This window comes from uncultured Litoreibacter sp. (genome assembly GCF_947501785.1).
Classification (GTDB): domain Bacteria; phylum Pseudomonadota; class Alphaproteobacteria; order Rhodobacterales; family Rhodobacteraceae; genus Litoreibacter.
Window position 1 is genome coordinate 3,650,705 of record NZ_CANMXB010000001.1, and the last position, 23,722, is coordinate 3,674,426.

The 23,722-nt window shown below is 58.9% G+C and carries 22 protein-coding genes; 6 read left to right on the forward strand and 16 right to left on the reverse strand.

The genetic code is table 11. From position 1 onward, the window contains the following. The first annotated feature begins 96 nt into the window (after window positions 1–96). The 5 genes from Q0899_RS18210 to Q0899_RS18230 all read left to right on the forward strand — a co-directional run bounded on the left by Q0899_RS18210 (window position 97) and on the right by Q0899_RS18230 (window position 5,635). Window positions 97–681: an MOSC domain-containing protein gene (locus tag Q0899_RS18210; RefSeq protein WP_299194770.1), complete on the forward strand. Its 585-nt coding sequence runs from the start codon at window positions 97–99 to the stop codon at window positions 679–681. Then, complete coding sequence (locus Q0899_RS18215; RefSeq protein ID WP_299194772.1) at window positions 674–1,792, forward strand: DNA alkylation repair protein; 1,119 nt, start codon at window positions 674–676, stop codon at window positions 1,790–1,792. The genes Q0899_RS18210 and Q0899_RS18215 overlap by 8 nt, the downstream gene beginning before the upstream one ends. 117 nt (window positions 1,793–1,909) lie before the next feature. Beyond that, entirely contained in the window at window positions 1,910–3,586 is a 1,677-nt protein-coding gene (locus Q0899_RS18220; RefSeq protein ID WP_298359933.1) for a formate--tetrahydrofolate ligase, read from the forward strand. 108 nt (window positions 3,587–3,694) lie between these two features. Further along, a complete protein-coding gene (folD, locus tag Q0899_RS18225; protein WP_299194776.1) occupies window positions 3,695–4,597 on the forward strand; it encodes a bifunctional methylenetetrahydrofolate dehydrogenase/methenyltetrahydrofolate cyclohydrolase FolD in 903 nt (300 codons plus the stop codon). A 270-nt stretch (window positions 4,598–4,867) separates the two neighbouring features. Then, on the forward strand, window positions 4,868–5,635 hold the full coding sequence (locus Q0899_RS18230; protein ID WP_299194779.1) for a LytTR family transcriptional regulator DNA-binding domain-containing protein: 768 nt from the start codon (window positions 4,868–4,870) through the stop codon (window positions 5,633–5,635). Here the strand turns inward: Q0899_RS18230 and pdeM are convergent. The 4 genes from pdeM to Q0899_RS18250 all read right to left on the reverse strand — a co-directional run bounded on the left by pdeM (window position 5,632) and on the right by Q0899_RS18250 (window position 10,963). After that, window positions 5,632–6,294, reverse strand: coding sequence for a ligase-associated DNA damage response endonuclease PdeM (pdeM, locus tag Q0899_RS18235; RefSeq protein WP_299194782.1), 663 nt, complete (start codon window positions 6,292–6,294; stop codon window positions 5,632–5,634). The genes Q0899_RS18230 and pdeM overlap by 4 nt on opposite strands. Window positions 6,295–6,326: 32 nt before the next feature. Beyond that, window positions 6,327–8,780, reverse strand: coding sequence for a ligase-associated DNA damage response DEXH box helicase (locus tag Q0899_RS18240; RefSeq protein ID WP_299194785.1), 2,454 nt, complete (start codon window positions 8,778–8,780; stop codon window positions 6,327–6,329). A gap of 77 nt (window positions 8,781–8,857) precedes the next feature. Then, a complete protein-coding gene (locus tag Q0899_RS18245) occupies window positions 8,858–9,604 on the reverse strand; it encodes an NAD(P)-binding domain-containing protein (RefSeq protein ID WP_298298892.1) in 747 nt (248 codons plus the stop codon). Window positions 9,605–9,649: 45 nt separating this feature from the next. Continuing rightward, window positions 9,650–10,963: an ATPase gene (locus tag Q0899_RS18250; protein WP_299194790.1), complete on the reverse strand. Its 1,314-nt coding sequence runs from the start codon at window positions 10,961–10,963 to the stop codon at window positions 9,650–9,652. Between the two features lie 267 nt (window positions 10,964–11,230). On the opposite strand from Q0899_RS18250, the gene Q0899_RS18255 reads away from it, so the two are divergent. Then, the gene (locus Q0899_RS18255) at window positions 11,231–12,694 is read left to right on the forward strand and encodes a glycosyltransferase family 87 protein (RefSeq protein WP_299194793.1); all 1,464 of its coding nucleotides are present in this window, start codon (window positions 11,231–11,233) and stop codon (window positions 12,692–12,694) included. Here Q0899_RS18255 and Q0899_RS18260 read toward each other — a convergent pair. The 12 genes from Q0899_RS18260 to Q0899_RS18315 form a co-directional block, all read right to left on the reverse strand. Further along, window positions 12,688–13,176, reverse strand: coding sequence for a prepilin peptidase (locus Q0899_RS18260; protein WP_298359919.1), 489 nt, complete (start codon window positions 13,174–13,176; stop codon window positions 12,688–12,690). The two genes, Q0899_RS18255 and Q0899_RS18260, sit on opposite strands and share 7 nt — an antisense overlap. A gap of 5 nt (window positions 13,177–13,181) precedes the next feature. Then, window positions 13,182–14,027 (reverse strand): tetratricopeptide repeat protein, encoded by an 846-nt coding sequence (locus tag Q0899_RS18265; protein ID WP_298359917.1) that lies wholly within the window; start codon window positions 14,025–14,027, stop codon window positions 13,182–13,184. Window positions 14,028–14,090: 63 nt separating this feature from the next. Next, window positions 14,091–14,585 carry a tetratricopeptide repeat protein gene (locus Q0899_RS18270; protein ID WP_298360606.1) on the reverse strand — a complete coding sequence of 165 codons (495 nt, stop codon included), beginning with the start codon at window positions 14,583–14,585 and terminating at the stop codon, window positions 14,091–14,093. 72 nt (window positions 14,586–14,657) lie between these two features. Further along, window positions 14,658–15,638 carry a type II secretion system F family protein gene (locus Q0899_RS18275; protein WP_298298909.1) on the reverse strand — a complete coding sequence of 327 codons (981 nt, stop codon included), beginning with the start codon at window positions 15,636–15,638 and terminating at the stop codon, window positions 14,658–14,660. Between the two features lie 12 nt (window positions 15,639–15,650). Further along, window positions 15,651–16,619, reverse strand: a complete 969-nt coding sequence (locus Q0899_RS18280) for a type II secretion system F family protein (RefSeq protein ID WP_298298912.1) — start codon at window positions 16,617–16,619, stop codon at window positions 15,651–15,653. Window positions 16,620–16,625: 6 nt separating this feature from the next. Then, entirely contained in the window at window positions 16,626–18,047 is a 1,422-nt protein-coding gene (locus Q0899_RS18285) for an ATPase, T2SS/T4P/T4SS family (protein ID WP_299194800.1), read from the reverse strand. 11 nt (window positions 18,048–18,058) lie between these two features. Next, complete coding sequence (locus Q0899_RS18290; RefSeq protein WP_299194803.1) at window positions 18,059–19,324, reverse strand: AAA family ATPase; 1,266 nt, start codon at window positions 19,322–19,324, stop codon at window positions 18,059–18,061. Window positions 19,325–19,557: 233 nt separating this feature from the next. Continuing rightward, on the reverse strand, window positions 19,558–20,160 hold the full coding sequence (locus tag Q0899_RS18295) for an OmpA family protein (RefSeq protein WP_299195419.1): 603 nt from the start codon (window positions 20,158–20,160) through the stop codon (window positions 19,558–19,560). 45 nt (window positions 20,161–20,205) lie between these two features. Beyond that, the gene (locus Q0899_RS18300; RefSeq protein ID WP_298298922.1) at window positions 20,206–21,633 is read right to left on the reverse strand and encodes a type II and III secretion system protein family protein; all 1,428 of its coding nucleotides are present in this window, start codon (window positions 21,631–21,633) and stop codon (window positions 20,206–20,208) included. Between the two features lie 213 nt (window positions 21,634–21,846). Next, entirely contained in the window at window positions 21,847–22,680 is an 834-nt protein-coding gene (gene cpaB, locus Q0899_RS18305; protein ID WP_298298925.1) for a Flp pilus assembly protein CpaB, read from the reverse strand. 246 nt (window positions 22,681–22,926) lie between these two features. After that, a complete protein-coding gene (locus Q0899_RS18310; RefSeq protein WP_299194808.1) occupies window positions 22,927–23,133 on the reverse strand; it encodes a pilus assembly protein in 207 nt (68 codons plus the stop codon). Window positions 23,134–23,360: 227 nt separating this feature from the next. Further along, window positions 23,361–23,549 (reverse strand): pilus assembly protein, encoded by a 189-nt coding sequence (locus Q0899_RS18315; protein ID WP_298298933.1) that lies wholly within the window; start codon window positions 23,547–23,549, stop codon window positions 23,361–23,363. Window positions 23,550–23,722: the final 173 nt, after the last annotated feature.

Consider the following 23,722-nt stretch of genomic DNA (forward strand, 5'->3'; position numbering starts at 1 on the left):
GGGGTTTTTCTTTTGTGACAGGTTTCATCACAAACTCTGACTGGACCTTCCATCGCGCCGCTGGCACCCTCGCCGCAACCAATAGATAGGGGCGGTATGCCGGCATTGATCAAGACAGAATTTAGCGGAAAAATTGTGTGGCTCGGCCGGGTGCCTGACCGCGAGGCGGCGTTGCGGTCGCAGCCGACGGAGACAGCGCAGGCGACATTCGCGGGGCTGGACGGGGAAGACCATGGCGGGCTGACGCGGGCCTCCTGCAGCCGGGTTGTGACGCAATATCCAAAGGGGACAGAGATCAGAAACACGCGCCAGATTTGCATCGTTTCGGCGGAAGAAATGGCGGAGGTGGCGGCGGCGATCGGCGTCGAGGCGTTCAATCCCGAGTGGTGCGGCGCGGGCGTGGTGATTGAGGGCATACCCGATTTCACGCATATCCCGCCGTCGTCGCGATTGCAGTCCGAAAGCGGGGCCACGCTGACCGTTGATATGGAAAACCAGCCCTGCCATTTGCCCGCGCCGGTGATTGATACCGATGCGCCGGGGCATGGCAAAGGGTTCAAGGCGGCCGCGAAAGACAAGCGCGGGGTGACGGCTTGGGTCGAGCGGGAAGGCGTTTTGAAGCTGGGCGACACGGTGACGTTGCACGTGCCGGCGCAGCGGGGGTGGCAACCCAATGGCTGAGCCGTTCAAGAACATCTACAACCCGACCCTGATCGAGGGCATGGCCGGGCATTTTGCCCGCGTCTCGTCGGAGTTTGACCGTGCCGTTTTTCTGAAGACCGCATTGGCGGGGCTGGACGATTTGGAGATGCTGGCGCGGGCGGAACAGATCAGTCAGGCGATTGACGCAGCCTTTCCACCTGACCTGGCCACCAAGAGGGCCGCGATGGTGGCGGCGATGGACCCGCGCACGGATATGGAACTGTCCGAGATGGGGGTGCGCGACACGGGCATTTCAGGCTGGGCTGGCGAGCCGATGGCGCGGGTGATCGCGCGGCATGGGTTAGACGATCCGGAGCCGAACCTTGAGGCGCTGCGCGAGATGACGATGCGGTTTTCGTCGGAATTTGCGGTGCGGCCGTTTTTCCGCGACCACCCGGATCTGACGATGAAGACGGCGTTGCGCTGGGCGCAGGACGAGAATGTGCATGTGCGGCGGCTGGCCTCGGAAGGATCACGCCCGCTTTTGCCGTGGGGCATCAAGTTGCAGGCATTTGTGAAGGACCCGTCGCCGTTGATCCCGCTGTTGACGGGGCTGCGGGATGACCCTGAGGAATATGTGCGCCGGTCAGTGGCCAACAACCTCAATGACATCGCCAAGCATCAGCCGGATTTGGTGGCAGATATTGCCAAGGACTGGCTGAAGGACGCCAGCAAGGACCGGCAACGGTTGGTGAAACATGCGTGCCGGACGCTGATCAAGCAGGGGCACCCGGGTGCGTTGGAGGCATTCGGCTTCCCTCCGCCGCAGCTAGGGGACGTGTCTTTGAGCGCGCCTGAGGTGGTCAAGCTGGGGGACCAGATGCCCATTGCGTTCCGGGCCACGTCGAAAATCGACCAGAAGCTGCTGGTGGATTACGTGCTGCATTTCATACGCGCCAACGGCAAGCTGAGCCCCAAAGTGTTCAAATGGACCGAGATTGCCGCGACCGCCGGGCAGGTGGTGGAACTGGCCAAAACCCATCCCTACAAAGTGGTGACGACCCGCAAGGACTATGCGGGCGCGCAGAAGCTGGGTGTTCAGGTCAACGGGCAGACGGTGGCAGAGGTGCCGTTCGAGCTGACGCTCTGACGTCACGGCGGCGGTTCCAAGGGCGGAAATGTCGGAATCGCGCGGCGTCGGCGCAGTATGCAGATGTATAGCGGATGCAATTCAAACGGCATTCACGCCTGCAGGGGACCTGACACCATGGCATATCTCACCGACATCGAAATCGCGCGCGCGGCGAAGAAACGCCCAATCCAAGAGATTGGCGAGAAGCTGGGCATCGCGTCCGAGCATCTGCTGCCCTACGGCCATGACAAAGCGAAGGTCAGCCAGGAATTCATCAACTCTGTGCAGAAAAACAAGGACGGCAAGCTGATCCTTGTAACCGCGATCAACCCGACACCGGCCGGTGAGGGAAAGACCACCACGACCGTAGGTCTGGGCGATGGTCTGAACCTGATCGGCAAGAAGGCGGCTGTTTGCATCAGGGAGGCCTCTTTGGGTCCGTGTTTTGGTATGAAGGGCGGGGCCGCTGGTGGTGGCTACGCGCAAGTCGTGCCGATGGAAGAGATGAACCTGCATTTCACCGGCGACTTCCACGCGATCACATCAGCACACAACCTGCTGTCGGCGATGATCGATAACCACATCTATTGGGGCAACGAGCTCGAAATTGACATCCGCCGCGTGGCTTGGCGCCGTGTCGTCGATATGAACGATCGCGCATTGCGCCAGATCACAGCGTCTTTGGGCGGCGTGGCCAACGGCTTCCCGCGCGAGGCCGGGTTTGACATCACCGTGGCCTCTGAGGTGATGGCGATCCTATGTCTAGCGAAGAACCTAGAAGATCTGCAAGAACGTCTGGGCTCGATCATCGTGGCGTACCGCCGTGACCGTTCGCCAGTGTATGCGCGTGACATCAAGGCCGATGGCGCGATGACTGTGCTATTGAAAGACGCGATGCAGCCGAACCTGGTGCAGACGCTGGAAAACAACCCGGCCTTCGTGCATGGCGGCCCATTTGCCAATATCGCGCATGGCTGTAACTCGGTCATTGCGACGACGACGGCGTTGAAACTCGCCGACTACGTCGTCACCGAGGCGGGTTTTGGCGCTGATTTGGGCGCTGAGAAGTTCCTCAACATCAAGTGCCGCAAAGCCGGGCTGGCCCCGTCTTGCGTGGTCGTCGTGGCGACCGTGCGGGCCATGAAGATGAATGGCGGCGTGGCCAAAGCCGATCTGGGTCCGGAAAACGTGGCTGCCGTAGAAGCAGGTTGTCCGAACCTTGGCCGCCACATCGAAAACGTCAAATCCTTCGGCGTGCCCGTTGTTGTGGCGATCAACCATTTTGTGACCGACACTGACGCCGAAGTGCAGGCCGTTAAGGACTACGTTGCCGCGCAAGGCTCGGAAGCGATTGTGTCTCAACACTGGGAGTTTGGGTCAAAAGGCTCGGAAGCCTTGGCGACGCGCGTTGCGGAAATTGCAGATGCAGACATGGCGAACTTTGCGCCGATCTACCCCGATGAGATGCCATTGTTTGAAAAGATCGAGACCGTGGCTAAGCGTATCTACCGCGCTGATGAAGTTCTGGCGGATCAAAAGATCCGCAACCAGCTGAAAGACTGGGAAGAGCAAGGCTATGGCAACCTGCCGGTTTGTATGGCGAAAACCCAGTATTCCTTCACCACGGACCCGAACCGCCGTGGCGCGCCGGTGGGCCATTCGGTTCCTGTGCGCGAAGTGCGCCTGTCGGCGGGGGCTGGCTTCATCGTCGTCATCTGCGGCGAGATCATGACCATGCCGGGCCTGCCGCGGGTGCCGTCGGCCGAGGCAATCATGCTGAATGATGACGGCCAGATCGAAGGTTTGTTCTAAGAAGTGGTGCGATCCAAGGTGGCATCGAGCCCCCTTGGATCGCGTCGCCGCTTCGCGGCTCCATGCCTCCGGCGGGAGGTATTTTTGAAACAGTGATGGGAAGATGAGATGTCGGCGACAGTGATTGACGGGAAGGCCTTTGCAGCCAAGGTGCGGGCGCAGGTTGGTGAACACGTGGCCCGGTTGAAATCCGAGCATGACCTGACGCCGGGACTGGCTGTGGTGCTGGTGGGGGAAGACCCGGCAAGCCAGGTTTACGTGCGGTCCAAGGGCAAAATGACCGTTGAGGTCGGCATGAAATCTGTCGAGCACAAGCTGGAGGCCGACACGTCCGAGAGGGATTTGTTGGCGGTGATTGATAAGCTCAACAACGACCCTTCCATTCATGGCATCTTGGTGCAGCTGCCGCTGCCCAAGCATCTGAACGAAGACCTGGTGATCAATTCGATTGATCCGGCCAAGGATGTGGATGGGTTCCATATCTCCAATGTGGGCCTGCTGGGCACCGGGCAGAAATCCATGGTGCCGTGCACGCCGCTTGGGTGCCTGATGATGCTGCGCGACCATCACGGGTCCTTGTCGGGCATGGATGCGGTGGTCATTGGGCGCTCCAATATTGTGGGCAAGCCAATGGCCCAGCTGCTGCTGGGTGACAGCTGCACGGTGACTATCGCGCATTCGCGCACCAAGGACCTGCCGGATGTGGTGCGCCGGGCTGACATCGTCGTGGCGGCCGTTGGCCGGCCCGAGATGGTGCCGGGCGACTGGATCAAACCGGGCGCGACGGTCATCGATGTGGGCATCAACCGCCTAGATGCGCCTGAAAAGGGCGAGGGCAAGACCCGGCTGGTGGGCGATGTTGAGTACGAGAGCTGCGCCGCTGTTGCAGGTGCCATTACGCCGGTCCCAGGCGGGGTCGGGCCAATGACCATCGCTTGCCTGCTGGCCAATACGCTGACAGCCTGCTGCCGCGCAAACGGCTTGGCGGAGCCTGAGGGATTGACGGCCTGAGGGTCTGTTCGAGACCGGTCTCGCGCAGCCACGCGTGACCGGTGCTCAGAACATGTCGGGCCAACACCGTACTTGCTAATCGTCCCGCGATACGTTGGCGTTACCCCTCGGACACAGGGCGGGCGCCTGCGTTGATTTGCAACTTGGCCAATATTGCGTTGAAATTCAAAGCGGTTTACGTGAACGTCACTTTGTTTTTCGTGAATTGCAGGCCGCGTTTTGATACCAGAACATTTTCTTCCCACGCTCAAGCAGCTGATATGCCGACCGGTGACGCTGGTCTGTTGGGCCGTTGCCAGCATTGTGTTGTCGGTCTTGAACGCGTTCGGCGCGGAAGGCATCGAGACGCTTGGCGCCCGGCTGCTATATTGGGGCGGAATACTTGGGTTTGGGATCGTTTTCGGCGCGTTGTTCAGCCAGGTGCTGCTCTTCATCCGCCGCCGTTGGGGGCTGCTCGCCGCCCGGCTGTCCGGGCCTTTGATTATTGGCGGGTTTCTTGTGCCGTTTATCTACGGCTACAACGCGCTGTTCTTCAGCTACAGGCTGGACATGCTCCCCGGGCCGCTGGTTTTGTTCTTGTACGGCGGATTGATGTATGCCGGGGTCATTCTGGTGATGGACGCGGCATGCTACCATTTTACCGGAGCCCCCTTCCAAACAATTGTTGTCACGCCCGATGGTCCAGCGGTGCTAAACGAGCCGGAAGAAGAGGCACAAGAACGCAATGCGCCTTTCTTGCGGCGGATCGGCCTTAACGCGCCAGAGGAGCTGATCAGGCTGGCAATGCAGGATCACTATGTAGAAGTGCATACAGACGCCGGCTCGGAATTGATATTGATGCGCCTTGCGGATGCTATCGCCGAGCTGGACGGTATTGCCGGACTGCGCGTCCACCGGTCCCATTGGGTTGCAATTGATGCGGTCGCCGGGTCGCGGAAAGAGGGCGGGCGCAGCCTTCTGGTGATGCGGGACGGCGCGCTTGTCCCCGTAAGCCGCAGCTATCGCGACAGTGTCAAGGCGGCGGGGCTGCTGGGCTAACGCGGCATCGGGACGGCGCAGGGCCGCGGCCCTGTCATGATCGCGTAGGCGCCGGTGCCCATCAACGATGACAACCCGTCCGCAGTGCTGCGCAGCCCGCCGGTATATGTCCCGAATGCCGGCATGATCATGCGGCAATCGTCCACCAGAAAGCTGGGGCGGGTTACCATCCGGCCCCGTATCATTACGCTGGATTTGGGGTGATAGTGTCCAGACACCTCGCCATCCGCATCCGCTTGAGCGATATGGCGAAAGAGCAGCGGCCCGCGCTGATATTGCGCCAGGTGGCTGCCGCCAAATTCAAGCGGTCCGGGGTCGTGATTACCCTCGATCCAAATCCAGCTGCGCCCCGCCATCAGGCGCGTCAGCCACAACACCTGATCTTCGGGCAGGCTGCGCCCGGCGGCGAGGTCGTCGAAGCTGTCGCCCAAGCAGATGACCGTGGTCGCGTTGGTCTGTGTCAGGGCGTCTTCCAACCGGGTCAGCGTGTCGATGGTCTCATAAGGCGGCAGCAATTGGCGGGACCGACGTGCCATACGCTCCGACTTGCCCAAATGCAGGTCCGAGACCACCAACAGCCCCTCATCCGGCCAAAAAAGCGCGCCGGACCCTATGGCCTGCAAAGAGGCTCCGCAGAAAGTGAAAGGGTGAATGTTCATTGATTGTTCTTTACTGCGGGATGCGGGCGCGATCAATACGGGACCGACCACCGTTTTGGTCGGGTTACGGTTTCGGGCATTTGCGCGTCATCCATCAGGCGGGAGGCCTCTTCGGCCAGCAGGCGTTCCTCGGCCAGGCCTTTGACGGGGACGCGGCCGACTTCCAGAAACAGGGGCGCGGCCAGTGGGGTGACACGGTCGAGCTGCAGCAGATCAATCTTGCCTTGGGTGCGGATGATCATGTCTTCGACACGGCCAAAATCGACGAGGCCTTTCATCGCTTCTTCGCGGGTGATGTCGAGCATCAGGTGATCGGGGTCATACTTGCGCAGCGTGTCATAGAGGATGTCGGAGGAAAACGTGGCCTGCCGCCCGGACTTGCGCGCCCCCCGCGTCATCCGGTCGATCAAACCGCCGACAATGGCGGAATTGCGGAAGGTGCGTTTCATCACCTGGTTGCCGGCAAGCCAGGTCTCAAGCCCTTCGCGCAAATTGTGCAGGTCGAACAACGGCTCCGGGTCGGTCAGGGGCTCTAGCCCCCAGATCAGGGTTGCGTAATCGGTGGCCAAAAAGCCAAGCGGGTCAAGGCCTTGCTCTTCCATCCGTTGGGTCAGCAGCAGCCCGAGCGTCTGCATGGCGTTGCGCCCGGCGAAGCCATAGACCACGGTGTTGGACCTGCCGTCACGGGGGAAGCTTTCGATCAGCAAACGACCGGGCTGCGGCAGTTGCGAGCGTTCGCGTTGCAGGTGCAGCCAGTCTGCAGTGTGACCGGGCAGGTCTGGCCAACTGTCTTGCTGAAAGATGCGGAGCATTCGTTCGCTCAACTGGGTAGAGGTCGCAAATTTTGTGCCCATGAACGTGGCGATGCGGGGTCGGTCCGAGGGGCTGCGGGTGACCTGCACTGTCATCTCGTTCAGCCCCTCATATTTGACGATCTGGCCACCGATCAGGAACGTGTCGCCTTGGGTCAGGGTGGCGGCAAAGCCTTCCTCGATCTCGCCTAAGGGCGTGCCGCCCGACCCCGGGCCGCGTCGTGCTTTCAGACGCACCTTCAGCGTTTCGGTGTCAATGATGGTGCCGAGGTTCATGCGGATCTGCTGCGCGGCACGAGGGTCTCGCAGCTGCCATGCGCCGTCGCGTTGAAGCAGGCGTTGGTACCGGTCATAGGCGCGAAGCGCGTAGCCGCCGGTGGCGCAAAAATCGAGGCATGCGTCGAATTCGGCGCGTGTCAGCGCGGCATAGGGGCCGGCGGACTTGACCTGCTCGAACAGCTCCTTTTCGTCAAACGGACCGCTGGCGGCGCAGTTCAAGATGTGCTGGCACAAGACATCTCGTGGCCCCTTGCCGCGCGGATCGCCGTCAAGGTCGTAGGCCCTCACCGCGTCCAATGCGGCTTTGCATTCGACAATTTCGAACCTGTTGGCGGGCACCAACAACGCCTTGGACGGCGCATTGTAGCGGTGATTGGCACGCCCTATGCGCTGCACGAGCCGCTTTACGTTCTTGGGCGCCCCGATTTGGATGACAAGGTCGACATCGCCCCAGTCAATGCCGAGATCAAGCGACCCGGTGCAGACAATGGCCTTCAACTGGCCCGCCGTCATGGCCTGTTCGACCTTTAGCCGCTGCTCTTTCGCAAGCGCGCCGTGGTGGATGCCGATGGGAAGCTGATCTTCATTGGCGAGCCAGAGGTTGTGGAAGAATATTTCGGCCTGCGCGCGGGTGTTGTGGAAAATGAGCGTCGTGTTGTGCTGGCGGATCTGGTCCAAGACGGCCGGGATCGCGTATTTGCCGCCGCCGCCGGACCAAGGCGGGGCTTCGTCAGTCTGCAGCATCGCGATATCGGGGTCAGGGCCCGGGTCGGCATTGATGATGGTTGTCGGGTGCGGGTGGCATGCCAGAAAATCGGCGATGCCCTGCGGGTCTTCGACCGTCGCAGACAGCCCGACGCGGCGCAGGTCTGGCGCGATCCCCTGCAGGCGCGACAGGGCCAACATCAGCTGGTCGCCCCGCTTGCTTTCTGCAAGCGCGTGGATTTCGTCGACGACAATGCGCTGAACACCATCAAACACCCGCGGCGCATCTTCATAGGTCAGCAAAAGCGCCAGGCTTTCCGGTGTGGTCAGCAGGATATGCGGCGGGTCGGCGCGCTGCCTGCGCTTTTGGGTGTAGGTGGTGTCGCCGGTGCGATCCTCGATGCGAATGTCGAGGCCGATTTCATCAACCGGCGTGCGCAGATTGCGTTTGATATCGGCGGCCAGCGCCTTCAGGGGCGAGACATAGAGCGTGTGCAGCCCCGCGCGTGGATGGTCGTGCAGATCGGCGAGTGTTGGCAGAAACCCCGCCATCGTTTTGCCGCCGCCCGTGGGCGCAATCAGCAGCGTCGACGGCTGGTCAGAGGTGTCGAGCATCGCCTGCTGATGCGGGTGAATGGCCCAGCTTTTCCGGGCAAACCAATCGGTGATGGGGGCGGGCAGGGTAACCATTGCCCTAACTTAGGCGATGGGGCTCAGATGGACAGGGCGCGATGCCTCCGGCGGGGATATTTTTGAACATGGAAAGACTAGGGGCGTGGTTTGAGGGAGTGAACCATGTCGGCCAGCAGCTCCGGCAATCTTTTGTCAGATATGTCGGGGGCGGCGTCCAGGGCGCTTTCGATGTCTTTCTTGAGGATGCCGAGGGAGTTGTCCGCTGTGTATCCCTTCCGGGCGAATTCGATCTCATTGAAGCCCGAGGCCATCCAGTTCTGGCCGGACGAGGTGTTGATGAGATTGAGCAGCTTTGCTTCGTCGAGGCCTGCCACATCCGCCCAGTCGAGGACCAGCCGCGTCATCATCGTGTTGGAGGCGGCGAGCAGGTTGTTGAGGACCTTCGATTGCATGCCCGCGCCGAACGGCCCCATGCGGTGACTATGCGCGCCCATTGCGTCAAAGAGCGGCTGATATCGGTCGAGCGTCGCATCTTCGCCGCCGAGCATGAAGGACAGTGCGCCAGACTTCGCACGGACCTCGGCCCCTGACATGGGGGCGTCGATCAGAGTGAGGTGGTTGGGGATTTTTGCTGGCAGGGCTTGAACATAGCGGGGGCTGAGGGTGGAGCTGATGATGATGGTTTTGAGATCTGGCGCTTTGAGCGCCCTTTGCAACACCTGATCGGTCTGGGGTATGTCGCGCACCACGGAAATAAGGGTTTGCAAGCCGTCATAGAACTGCGTGGCATCGTTGGTGACCGGCATGTCGGCGAAATCGGATATTGGACGGATGTCGAGGCCGCGCGCGTCGATCCCGGCACGCAAAAGGGCGCCCAACATAGGCGCCCCCATTGTGCCGCATCCGGCAATGCCGACCGGCTGCATTTAGTGCACGATCTCTTCGTCGATCACGTACATATGCGACCACGCGCGGTCCAGAAGGTCGGGGGTCATATGGTTGGCGACGCCTTCATATTCGCAAGCGCTGATCATTTGGTCGATCAGGAAGTTGCCGTGGTAGTTGGCGTAGATGTTGTCGATGGTCGGGTATTTGACCTTCAGCATGTGGATGAGCGTGGCTTCGTCCAGCGGCATTTTCTTCTTCTTGGCGACCATGGCGAAAACCTTCAGGAACTCTTCCTGCGTTGGGCCGTCGATCTTGATTTTGTAGAAAATCCGCCGCAAAGCCGCGCTGTCGAACAGTTTGTTGGGGTGGAAGTTGGTCGAGAAGACAACCAGCGTGTCAAACGGCACCTCGAATTTCTCGCCCGACTGCAGGGCCAAGATGTCGTAGCCGGCTTCCATCGGAACAATCCAACGGTTGATCAGCGCCTGTGGCGGTTCTTCCTGACGGCCGAGGTCGTCCACGATGAACACACCGCCGGTGGCTTTCAGCTGCAAGCTGGCCTGATAGGTGCGTGACACCGGGTTGTAGTTCAGATCCAGCATATCGAGCATCAATTCACCACCGGTCATAACCGTGGGGCGCTCGCACAGCAGGTAGCGCTTGTCGTAGCGGTTGTCGGTGCGGCGCAGGCTGGAGACCTGGTCCGGCGCGTCGTCGACCAGATTATGCACAATCGGGTCATAGAGCGTAATCACCTGACCCGCATATTCGATGCAATGCGGGATGTAGATCACATCCCCCAACGCGTCGCGAATGCCGTTTGAAATTGCGGATTTACCGTTGCCGGGTGGGCCGTAAAGCAGGATCGACCGACCGGAACTAACCGCAGGCCCTAGCTCTTCCAGAAGGGTATCAGGCAGGATCAGGTGGCCCATATTGGCCAGCAAGCGGTCGCGCGTGATTTGCACGTTCTTTACCGACTGGTTTTGCACCTGCACCTTGTAGCGTTCCAAAGGCACAGGCAGCGCGCCATAATATTCCGATTGGCTGAGCGCGTCGAGCGCGCGGGACTTGCCCGCATCCGACAGTTGAAACGCCATTTCAGAGCCGGAGCCCGCGTGCAGCGTACCCTGCGCTTCGACCAGTCGCTGTTCGCGCGCGATTTCCACCAATTGCTGCGTCAGCGGCAAGGACAAACAGATCGCTTCCGCGATAGAAGAGACGTGTTCAAGGTTCTTGCGGAACATGGTTTTCAACATGATGTCGCGCATCATGACAATAGACAGGCCGGTATCGGCCAACGTCTTCGGGGGCGCCGGGGCGATAACCCCGGTGGGTGCGTGCATATTCATCTGCTCTGCCTTACATGCCAATTTCGGCTTTTATTGGGCATATTGTACCTCTCTGAAGGCTTTCAAACAACAAAAACCGAAGCCGCTTTGAAATGCAGGATAGCTTGTGTAGGGTTTCGAAAAAAATAACATCGGGGCAGTGCGATGGACCGGGCAGGCGCGACTAAGTTTTTCTTGTATCTAATTGGTATTGTTGTTCTTTTTGGCGGCCTACAGCTTGCAAAGGGCGGGCTGTATCTGGATCGCCACGAAGGCGATGCATTGCATTTGATTGAGATTATTCTGCGTATGGCGGACGGTCAGTGGCCGCATCTCGACTTTATGACGCCGCTAGGTGTTGCAGCATTCCTACCAATGGCAAATTTTGTGAAAGCCGGTTTTGGCATCGGAACGTCCATTCTGCTGGCGCAACTGGCCTTTGCCGCTGCTCTGATTTTGCCGGTTTTCCATGTCGCACGGAACCGCATGGACGGAATTGTCGCCTATGCGTTCGGGGCTGCGGTACTGATCATGGCGCTTGCGCTGGTGCATGGCGAGGCGTCGGACAATGTCTCGATCTCGATGCATTACAACCGGTGGGCCTGGGGGCTGGCATTCCTGGCCATTCCGGTTGCCATATTACCGGCACGCGAAAAGGGATCGGACGTCGTGGACGGGCTCATTCTTGGGTTGGCGATGTCCTTTTTCATCCTCGGAAAGGTGACCTTTGCCATCTCCTTTGCGCCCGGGTTGGTATTGGCGCTTTTGATGCGCCGTGCCTGGGTCGCCATGGGCGCCGGACTGGCCGTTGTGGTGATCTGCACGTTGATACCGACGATGTTGCAGGGCGTGGCCTTTTGGCAGGCCTATGTCGACGACATCCTGCAGGTCACGCGGTCTGACATCCGCCCCCGCGCGGGCGTTGATTGGGAGCGGATGTTGTTCGCGCCGCGCTTCCTGATTGGCAATCTGGTGCTGGTGGCGTCGTTCTGGGTGCTGCGCAAAGGCGCGCGCCCAGAGCTTGGGCTGATCCTGATGGTGTTCGCGCCGGGATTTTTCTACGTCACTTACCAGAATTACGGCAATGATCCGAAGTGGCTGGCCTTGCTGGCGCTGTTGATGTGGTTGACGGGCACGGATATGAAGCACCGGGTTCTAGCCTTTGCGGCGGCCACGTTGATCGCACCGTCTTTCCTGAACATGGGGGCAAGCTCCTACAGGCATTTCGCGATCAACGAAGAAAACTACCAAGCCGTCTTTCAGGCCGCGCCGCATACGGATGTCTACACGTTAACGCACCGGGTCAACCGCGTGCAGGAGCGGCGCACGATCACCTTCACCGACCCGCAATTTGCCGCTCTGAACGAGGTTGCGGACAAAGAGCCGGACATCGAGTTTATGGGCCAGACATGGCCGGCCTGCAAACAAGAGCTTGGTCTGCTTGGCGTGATGCGCGAAATGGCGGCAGACCTTCGGGCATTTGGGCTGGGCGATGACGCCCGCATTTACACAGCGGATACATTTGGCAGCGTCTGGATGTTCGGCGGGTTCGAGCCGCTGGAGAACGGCTCACCTTGGTATTACGGGGCGCTCTCAGGGTTCGAAAATGCGGATTACATGCTGATCTTCAACTGTCCCATCAATGAACGCGCCTTCCGCGAAAGCATAGAGGCTATCAAAAAGCTCGACGATCTTGAGGTGAAGGAACTGCGCAGAAACGAGCTTTATACGCTCTATTCGCTTACTCAGTAAAAGACGGCCGCCAGCAGGTAGATCAGCAAGGTGCCCGCCAGCGGGTAGCCCATCGGGAAGTCCCGCGTGCGCTCCCAGCTTTCCCAGTTCGGGGTCAGTTTCCGAAAAGGCGTGACGCGCGCGATGCGGTGGGTCGCGAAGCCGATGATGGTGCAGATTGCAAAAATGGCCATCAGGTTAACGAGGTCAGCCACCATTATGAACGGGGCGGCGGCGGCGGCGAATTTCGCGTCCCCTGCGCCGAGAACCCGGACAATTGCCAAGATGAAGCCCACGGCCAGAACGACCGCAAAATGCACCAACTGCCAGGCCCATTGCGAGAAGGGCAGGGCGATCAGCCCGACCACCAGGTAAACAAGGATCAACGCGGCGACGGCCTTGTTGGGGATCTTCATGGTGGCGAGGTCTGACCACGCCACCCAAATGCAGATCGGCAAGACGAACGGCAAGAACCACAGCGCGGCCGAAGCTGGCATCATCATCTGTGTCAGCCGTCCAGTTTCTTGAGGGAGCGCACGGCCGCCTCGAAATACTGTGGATGCGTCTCGATCGCCTGTTCCAGAAGGTCTTTGCCGGTATCGGTGTCGCCCTGCTTGATCGCGGCCAATGCCATCGTGTGCAGCAATTGCGCGCGCTCAACTTGGGTGACCTGTACCAGCGGCAGCGTGTAATTCTTCTGCGCGGCACGGGCCAGGATCAGGTTGTTTTTGGCGGTAAAGAGGTTGGAATCATAAGTGATTGCCTCGCCAAACAGGCGCTCCGCATCGCGGTAATCGCCCCGGCTGAGTTTGGAATAACCCCAGTTGTTGAGGATGCTGCCGGGAGCCGTGGTCAGGCCAACAGCGGTCTCGTAAAAGCTATCGGCTTTCTTCCATTCCTTGTTGCTGTCGGCGATGACGGCTTCCAATTTGTAGCGTTGGAAGGTTTCAATCGTCGGCGGCACACTATCGAGCGCTTTTTCGGCCTTGTCCCAGTCCCCTGTGCGGATCAAGGCGTCCGCATAGCTCATCTGGTCGTCATGGGTGGCGTCTTCATGCTCGGTGACGCGCTTCCAGATAATCGCGCCTTCGGTCGCGCGTTTGGCGCGCACCAAGGACAAACCAAGCCCGCGCTGAAGGTCAATGCGATCAGGGTTTTCGGCAAGTGTGCGCTGGAAGTATGTCACGGCCTCGTTCGGATCGGCGGCCGTGAGCATGATGTCACTGAGATTGCTCTCGTCGATCACGTTGACGCCTTTCAGCGCGCGGGTGACCTCGCCATCTTGGGATTTTTCACAGGCGGAAAGGGCTATTGCACTGGTGATGCATAGCATGAATGCTTTTGTCTGGCGCATGGGGTGCGTCCTCTGCTGCTCTCAATACGGCCTTCATTTTTTGTTTTTTTAGGCTCTAGCAGGTCAGGGCGTTGCCAAAATCAGGTAGCGCCCGTTGCCGCGTCGAACCAGGTCGAAGGCTTCGCTCTTTTCACTTGTATACGCCGGATTTTCGATTTGTGCGAGCGCGCGTTGCAGGTTTTGCCGGATTTCGTCAGAATTGCCACTATCCAGCGCAAAGGCTGTTTGGAACACGCGGGAGGCTTCGCCCGGCTTCTGGCGCTCCATAAGCACCACACCAAGATTGTTCCAGGCAGGTACGAAGGTTTCGTCCTTCTTGACGGCTTTGCGCAGCAGGTCCTCGGCTTGGCCAAGGCGACCCAGTTGCAGATTTGCAGACCCCAACGCCGACAGCACGTCTACGGTCGTTCCAATTTCACCAGCGGCGCGCAGGTAGGCCTTGATTGCCAGCTCATACTCGCCCGCGGCCATCAGGCGGTGTCCGACGATCAGCCCATCGACCGACTGCGCGCGACCCACTGATCCGGTCGGGGCAAAAGGGTCAGCCCCCGCGCCAATGGCCGGGGGCTTGGGCTCACATGCTGTGAGAGCTGTTAGGATCAGCGCGGTCCCCACCACATGTTTCAAGCGTTATAACCCACCACCGTTAAGGTTGACGTAGATGTCATGCACCGAGGGCCCGATCAGGATGATCATCAGGGGCGGCACGGTGAACATCATGGTGCCAAGTGTCAGCTTGGTAGGCAAGACGTTTGCTTTTTCTTCTGCGCGCATGACGCGTTTATCACGCATTTCCGATGCGTAAACCCGCAGCGCGTCCGCAATGGATGTACCGAAGCTGGCCGATTGGATCATCACGGTTACGAAGGAGGACACATCCGGGACGCCCGCACGCTCGGACATGTCTTTCAACACGACCACGCGGTCTTTACCGGCTTTCATCTCGTGAGCCACAATCTCAAATTCATCGGCCAAGGCGGGGTAGCCCGCGCGAATTTCGGCGGCCACCCGGATAATCGCTTGGTCAAGGCCCTGGCCCGCTTCAACGCAAACCAGCATCAGGTCAAGCGCGTCGGGGAAGCCCGATTCAATCTCGGTGATCCGTTCCTGGCGGCGGCGTTCGATCCAGTATTTCGGCAGGTAGTAGCCCGCGCCACCTGGTACCACGATCGACAGGATCAGGTTGCGGGTCGAAATGTCGTCGCCTGCCAGAAACAGCGCGTAGATCAGGCCGAATGTCAGGAACAACAGCCCCAACGCAAACTGCATGAAGTGGAAGGTTCGCACAGCCGACTTTTGTTTGTATCCCGCCTGCAGCAGTTGCAGCTTCATGCCGGCCAGTTGCTCTTTGTCCTCCGGCTCGAGGAACTTCGCGTATTTGTCCAGCTTGTCGGTGCCGCCCTTACGGCGCAAAGCGGCAGCTTCCGAGGTCGAGGTCGTTTGACCGCCCTTTTTGACCTCGTTGCGAAGCCGGTCCATCGGGTCCTGGCGCTTCTTCAGCATGATCGGCAGTGTCAGGCAAACAAGGAGAACGCCAAGCATACCCACGGCCATAAGCGGTCCAAGCGGGCCCATCAGATCGACGAGCATCGTGTTGAATTGTTCAAGCATCGTCTCTGCCCCTTACACTTTAATGTTCACCATGATCCGCATGAAGATCATGTTCACGGTGAGGAAAACGCCAACAGCCAGGCAGGCGGGGATGAAGTATTCGGTGTCTTTCACGTCGACGTAGTAATCCGGCTCCATGATGTTGATGCCGACCAGCGCCAGAAGCGGGAAGACGGACAGGAACATACCGGACCATTTCGCCTCCGCCGTGATGGCTTTCACCCGACGGAACAGTTTGAACCGCGCCCGGATCACCAACGACAACCCGTGCAAAATCTCGGCGAGGTTACCGCCCGACGTTTGCTGGATGGTCACGGCCACGGCAAGGAAGCGCAAATCCTGCATATCCATGCGTTCCGCCAAATGTTTCAGGCTTTCCGAGACGTCGCGACCATAAGCCGCCTCATCCGCGATCACGCCAAATTCGGTGCCAAGCGGGTCGGCCACCTCTTTGGCGACAATGTTGATTGCAGAGCTGAACGGGTGGCCCACTCGCAAGGAGCGCACCATAAGTTCGATCGCGTCCGGCAGCTGCTCTTCAAGCATCGCGAGACGTTTCTTACACTTGTTGTTCACCCACACATAGACTGCACCAATACCCATCGCGACCGCGATTAGGGCGCGGATAGGGGCCGAGGCACCGGTCATTTGTGACAAAATCACAAACACGACCACGGACAATACGCCCATAATCCCGATCAACGCGGTAGGCGAGAAAGCGATATTGGCGCGCTGCGCCTTGTCTGCCAGCATGGAATAGAGCGGTATGCCGCCCGATCTCATGTGCTGGTTCATCTCTTTGCGGAGCTGTTCGAGCACCTTTTCGCGGCTTCCGCCCTTCTGGATCATGTCCAGCCGGCGGTTCACCTTGCTGTTGAGGCTGATCGATTTGCCGAAGACCACCAGATAGATGCCTTCGATCATCATCAGCACGGCAACAAAGATGATGCCATACAGGAGTGGTTCGAATGAAATGTTCATAACTGGTTACTCCGCAGCGACGGGTTCGTAGATCGAGGAAGGCAAATCATAGCCCCACTGCTTGAACCGTTCTGAATAATGCGACCGCACACCAAGAGGCGTGAATTGGCCAAGGATCTTCCCGTCGGGCTGTAGGCCCAGGCGCTGATAGCGGAACACTTCCTGCATGGAGATAACGTCACCTTCCATGCCTGTGATTTCGGTGATCGACACCATGCGCCGCGAGCCGTCTTGCAGACGCGACGCCTGCACGATCAGGTTCACAGCGCTAGAGATTTGTGCGCGCACCGCCTTGATCGGCATCTCGATACCCGCCATGGCGATCATGTTTTCCAAACGCGAAACCCCATCACGTGCGGAGTTGGCGTGAATTGTGGTCATCGACCCGTCGTGGCCCGTGTTCATGGCTTGCAACATGTCGATAACTTCCTCGCCACGCGTCTCACCCACGATGATGCGGTCAGGACGCATCCGCAGGGCGTTTCGCAGACAGTCGCGCTGGGACACAGCGCCTTTGCCTTCCACGTTGGCGGGGCGGGATTCCATCCGGCCGACGTGAACCTGTTGGAGTTGAAGTTCCGCCGTATCCTCGATCGTCAGGATACGTTCCGAGTTGTCGATAAAGGACGACAACGCGTTCAGCGTGGTCGTTTTACCCGAACCTGTACCACCCGACACAATCACATTCAGCCGGCAGGCAACCGCGGCTTGCAGATAGGCGGCCATTTCTTCCGAGAAAGCGCCAAATTTGCACAAGTCATCAATGCCCAGCTTTTCCTTTTTGAATTTACGAATGGAGACGAGCGAGCCGTCCACCGCAATCGGCGGGACCATGGCGTTAAAACGCGAGCCGTCTTTCAAACGGGCATCCACGTAAGGGTTGCTTTCGTCCACACGGCGACCCACCGCCGACACGATCTTGTCGATGATGCGCAGCAGGTGCTTTTCGTCCTTGAAACGGGTTGAGGTCAGCTCCAACTTACCGGCGCGTTCGATGAACACGCGGTTGGGGCCGTTGACCAGAATATCGTTGATCGTTTCGTCTTTCAGAAGCGGCTCTAGCGGACCCAGGCCCGTGACTTCGTCAAACAATTCAGCATGAAGGTTCTGGCGCTCTTCCTTGTTAAGGACGATGGCCATTTCTTCCAGGCCCTCGGCGCAGATAGCGGCGATCTCGGCCTTAAGCTCCTTTTCCGGCGCGTCTTCCAACGCGGCCAGGTTAAGGTTGTCCAGCAAGCGGTGGTGCAGCTCGGACCGGATCTCTTCCAGCTTTTGGCGGCGCTTCAGCTCTTTGTCACCGGCAACGGATGTTGCGGGCGTTTTGGGGGCAGGGCGCGGCTCTGGCGCGGCTTCTACCTTTTTCTCAACCGGTGCCGGCGCATTTGCCGGTTTGGTAGGTTCGTCAGTCTTTTTGTAACGAGAAAACATGTGTTTAGCCCCTATCCGGTCTCTTCAGCGCGCTCGACATCGAGCAACGACTGGGCGAGCTTTGCGATTTCTTTGCGCAGCGGGTTCTTCGCGGCGCTGTCAACAATTGGCAGGCCGTGGTCGCAGGCTTGCGCCACTTGCTTGCCACCGTCAGGCAGATGCAGCGACAGGTCGATGTCGAGGCTTTCTGCCATACGTTTGGCGCGGCTCTTGCCAGCCATGTCTGTGAACTTTGGTGCGCGGTTCAGTGCGTAGCGCACTTTCTCATGCGGCAAATCTTCGGCCTTCAACGCGCGGATCATGCGCAATGCGTTTTGTGCGGACCGCAGGTCTAGTTCCAGCAACCCAAAGTAGACCTGGCACATACCGAGGATGGTTTCGGTCCATTGCACCAACGAGGTCGGCATGTCGATGACAACGAAATCAAAGTTGCGCTGGGCCAGTTCGACCAGGCGTTCGATTTCGGGAGGGCTGACAAGGTCCAGCGGCAAGATGTCGGCCGGGGCCGTCAGCACGCTGATCTTTTCGTTGAACTGCAGCAACGTTTGCTTGAACGCCTCGTCATCAGTGCTTTCGATGTCAGACAGCATCTCATAGACCGCGTCGCGTCGCGGCAGGTCAAGATAGGTCGAGGCCGACCCGAACTGGAAATCCAGATCAAGCAGGCAAACTTTTGGGCTGTTGTTCTTGTCGATGGTGGCCAGTTCCCAGGCAAGGTTCACTGCGAAGGTGGAACTGCCCGCGCCGCCCGCCAACCCATGGACCGGCAGGATGACACCGTTATGATCACCGGGTTTTGCGTTGCGCAGCGAAGGGCCGCCTGCGCCGGAACTTGGCGCTTCTTCATAGACCACGACTGGTTCAGGCTCCGGGGTGCGGATCCGTTCGATCGCGTCATGCAACGCGCCTTCGGGAAGCGGGTAGGGGACAAAGTCATCCGCGCCGAGTTTCAGTAGCTGGTGCAGAGCAATAGGCGACAGCTCATCGGCAATCAGGATGACGCGGATGTTCATGTCTTTGGTGCGGGTGATCAGATCGCCGATTTCGGTCAGCTTGTCTTCATCTTCGCTGTCCACGGCAATCGCAATGAATTCCAATGCAGAGGCATCCGGCTGTCCAAGATACGCAGTGGCATCGGCAAAGTTCAGGTCGCCCCAGCTTTCACCAAGCTCGGCTTCCATGTCCTCGATCAGCAGATCAAAGTTCTGCACGTCGCGCGCGACGGTGCACGCTGTGATAGGTGCTGCTTCGGGTTGTAACGCTACACTACTCGTCATGCTCATTTCCCAACTGCCCCGCATTGGATTCGGGGACGTGGCTACCCAACGCGTCTTTACCAAGTGTTAGCGTTGTGGCGGCCAGATTGCCTATTTTGAGCCGAATTTTCCGTATTAAGTCGGAATTGTCGGCATTCTCGAGACAATCAATGCTGGGGAATAAGGGCGAGATTAGGGCCAAAATGGCGAAAAACTGGGGAATGTGCAGAAGTTTGCGACATTCCCCAGTTTTATTATTGAGTGACCCCTGCGGACACTTCGTCGAACACGGAACGTCCAGCGGACTCGAGGTGTTCGCGGTAGATAATGGCGGCATATTTGCCGTCAAGAAGGGACGGATGTCCATCAACAAAGCCGGACACTTCGGTCACGGTACGCCGGTTGCGGCGTTCGCGGCCCTCGGTCACAACCAAAGGCTGCGTTTCCCCGAATGAGACAACGGCTTCCAGGCGGGAGCGACTGATGCCTTGTGTCGACAGGAACCGAACAACCGCATTCGCGCGGCGCAGGCCCAGTGACTTGTTGTAGCTGTTGGAACCTACCAGATCGGTGTGACCATAGACGCGGAAGCGGACTTCCGGGAATTGGCGGATCCAGTTGGCCTGACGCAGCAGGATTTGGCGCGACGCCGCATCCAGTTTTGCGCTGTTGAATGCGAAGTTTACCGATGGCGGCACTTCGTTTTCAAACCGGCGGGCGAGGCCCTCTGCCACGGCCAGCTGGCCGGTGGAAATCAGGCTGTTTGTCATGGTCGGGTTGCCGAAGCCGCCCTCGTCGACGGTGGCGCCGGCTTCGCGGTAGAAATCCCCGCCGCAAGCGCTGAGGCCGATTGTCATGACTGCCAGAAGGGCGATGGTGCTGGTTGACTTAAGCATCTGATATTACTCCAAAACGTAGCCGTACGAGCCCGAAAAGTCTTGGCGGGCCACTTCGCCTGTTGCCCCGCCGGATCCGCGCACTGCTTGTGCGACGGAGCCGTTGAGAAACAGTTCGCGTTCGGTTGGTGGACGGATGCGGTCAGTCGGCAGCACGAAGCTGTCACCGCGGCTTGGGTTCACCAGGTGGGCGGTGATGATGATCACCAGCTCGGTCTGGCGGCGGCTGTAGTTCGCGCTGCGGAACAGGGCACCCAGAACCGGGATGTCGCCCAGCCATGGAACCTGACCTGCAAGGTCGACAAAGTCGTCTTGCAGCAGGCCCGCGATTGCGAAGCTCTCGCCGTCGCGCAGCTCCACCGTGGTGGATGAGGCGCGTTTGCTGAACGATGGAACCGAAACGCCGCCGGTAGACACCGAGTTGGTCGTATCAAGGCTCGAGACCGAGGTTGCCAGGTTCAGGTTGATGACGTCTTGGTCGACCACCGTCGGGGTGAAGGCCAGCTCCACACCAAATGGGCGGTATTCGATGGCGATGCCGTTTTCGCTGGAAACCGGGATCGGAACCTCGCCACCAGCCAGGAATTCCGCCTGTTGGCCCGAAAGCGCCGTCAGGTTCGGTTCTGCCAGAGTGCGCACAAGCCCTTTGGTCTCAAGAGCTTCGATCAAGACGGCGGCCTGAAGGCTGCCGCTGCCGAAGCCGATGGCCAAGGCCCCGTTGCGGGTTCTGTTCGATGCAAAGCTGCCCGCGCCGCCGCCTGTTGGGAACAGGGTGCTGGGGTTGGTGCCATCCTGGAAGGTCTGCGTGAAGCCGTTTGCGCCAAAGTTGCCGCCGGAGGTGGCAAAGCCAAGGCTCACCGACAGGTCTTTCGCGACAGAGCGGCTCATCTCGGCGAAGCGCACTTTCAGCATGACTTGCTGGGTGCCGCCGACGCTCATCAGGTTGGACACGGCTTCTGGTGCGTAGCGTTGTGCCAGATCCAGTGCGCGGTCCAATTTGACGATAGAAGATACGGTGCCCGACAAAACGATGCCGTCATTGGCGGTGCGTACTTCGATTTTCTCACCTGGAAGAACTTCGCGCAGGCGTTCTTTGAATTCTGCGATGTCGGGGGCCACCCGGACCTCGACATTGGTGATCAACTTGCCATCAGGGCCAAGCAGGGTCAGCGTGGTGCGCCCCGGTGCTTTGCCCAACACGTATATAGTGCGGTCCGACAAGGTAGCGATGTCTGCAATGGAAGGGTTGGCGACCGAAAGCTCGGCGAATGGGACGTCGCTTTCGACAACAACCGCGCGGTTAATGGCGACGTTTAGATTACGTGCCGTCGATCCGCTGGTGATGCTCAGGTTCTGGGCGATGCCCATAACAGGAGTAAAGGTAGAAAGTGCGAGACCGATAAGGCCTGCGCTAAAGAGCTGCTTCATGTTCATGTGATCCTGCCTCTCTGATCACTGGAGTGAGTGGGTCTTTTGCCCATCTTGCCGGAACCATGTGCGATTTCCGGATTTATTTCAAGAATCAGGTGGTTGGGCGACACAGCTTATGTGGGTGCGGCGCAACACCTATCCATGGGTGGTAAATAAATACGGGGCGGCACCTACATGATGTGCCGCCCCGATCTCGTTGTTTCCATGAGGAATTGATCACTCAGGGCATTGTACGGGGATTTCCACAACTTCGGCGCCCTTGCGCGTCTTGATTGTGCAAACCTCGGCGGCTTCGCGTTCGATCTGTACTTTCTCTTCGATGCCAAGCAGCTCGTTTTGGTCAATTTCGACCGAAGCGATCTCGGTGTCATCGCCTGCGCCAACCAGCGACAGGGTCAGGCGACCCGACGATTGGGCCTGCGCCAATGCCGCGATGCGTGGCGGAGGCGCCATGACGGTGACTGTCCGCGCAATTGTTGGGGCGTTGCGGTCGCCATCGGCGATCTGGTCAACAGCCAACAGCTGCAGGTTGGTTTCGATGAGTTTGGTGACGTTACGCCCGCGCGCCTTGCCGGTCCAGTACACGTCCACGTTGTCGCCCGGACGCAAGAAGCCGGAAACGCCCGAAGACACGTCGACCCGAAGCGCAAACGCGCGCATGCCCTTTTGCAGGCGCGATGACACGCCGGCGTCTTCGCCAGGTTCAGTCACTTTAACCGCCAGCACGGCCTCGTCTTTTTCCATGACGCGCAACACGGTGCGCAGATCACCTGATTCCGGGAACAGGGCAGGGCCCTCCTGGAACGCACCTTCAGGGATGGCGTTCTCAGGCCAAGCAATGATCTTGACGTGCTCCTTGGTCAGCTTCTCGCCGTACGCGATACGCTTCTTCAGCACGAATACCGGTTCCAGCGGAACGTTGCTGGCCAGCTTTGCCTGTTGCTCGGCCAAAGTGGCCTGATATTCGCCGATCCGGTTTTTGGCCATATAGACCGCAAACCCTGCCAGTCCGATCCCCACGACCAACACCAACCCAAATAGAACTCTCATCTTCTGCCCCTTCTCGAATGCATAAGCGGGCCTCCCAACACACGGGACGGCCATTGATTGCACTCTGGCTACAGGGCGAATGAGGCAAAAACTTGATGCGAGTGTGGTCAGCTTGGGACAATTGCCGCCATTGGCAAGAGATTGTCTCCAGGCGGTGTTGGCAGCAAACAAGAGGACCTCCCAATAACGGGCGCCTCTATTACTTGTGGTCCGGTCGGTAAAGACAGACGCGGAAGAAGGTGCTGGTTAGACGCTGTCGTCGCTTTCAAACGACGTGCTGATCAGTTGGCTTTTCAGCTTGGTGTCAACGTCGCCGGAAATGTCTTCGGTGCCATCTGTGATCACGCCAACCGCGGCAAGTGCCAAGCTAATGACACCAGCGGACAGGATAACCCAATCCACGGTAACAGCACCGTCTTCTTCCAGTGCAAAACTTTTTATCCAGTTCAACATTCTATCCTCTTTAGTGCCCACCAGTCCCGTGGCGGCGCACTTGGTCCTTTACCCTCATCATCCAATATAAGGTCAAATTTGTCAGAAATGCGTCGAAACTTGCACATATATGGCCATCGGCGGAAACGGACCGTTTCGATAGGCGAACTTATGCTTCAAATAAGAAAAGCCGCGCTGTTAAAGCGCGGCTTCCCTGTTCAGGTCCGCCCCAGTGGGCGGCGACTAACTTAGAAAGTAGTCGAGATACCTTGGTCAGACAGCTGAGTGTCGATGTCGCCGGAAAGGTTTTCCAGGCCGTCCGAAACGGAAGCCATAACAGCGATGCCCAGACCAACGATAGCTGCGGTCAGAACAACCCAGTCAACAGTCACGGCGCCAGATTCGTCAGCTACGAAGTTTTTGAACAGTTTAGTCATTGTGTATCCCTCCAAGGATATAGTCAGTTTTCAGTTTCCAAGTATGCCGAGCTGGGTTGTGTGATTTGGTCCGGCCTCTGTTCCGTTCCTCATCCCCGTCTCGGTATGGAAGCTTTATCCCGTCCAATCTGGGCAACAGTGCGGCGCGATTGGTTCAATTTTTCAGCAGCCGA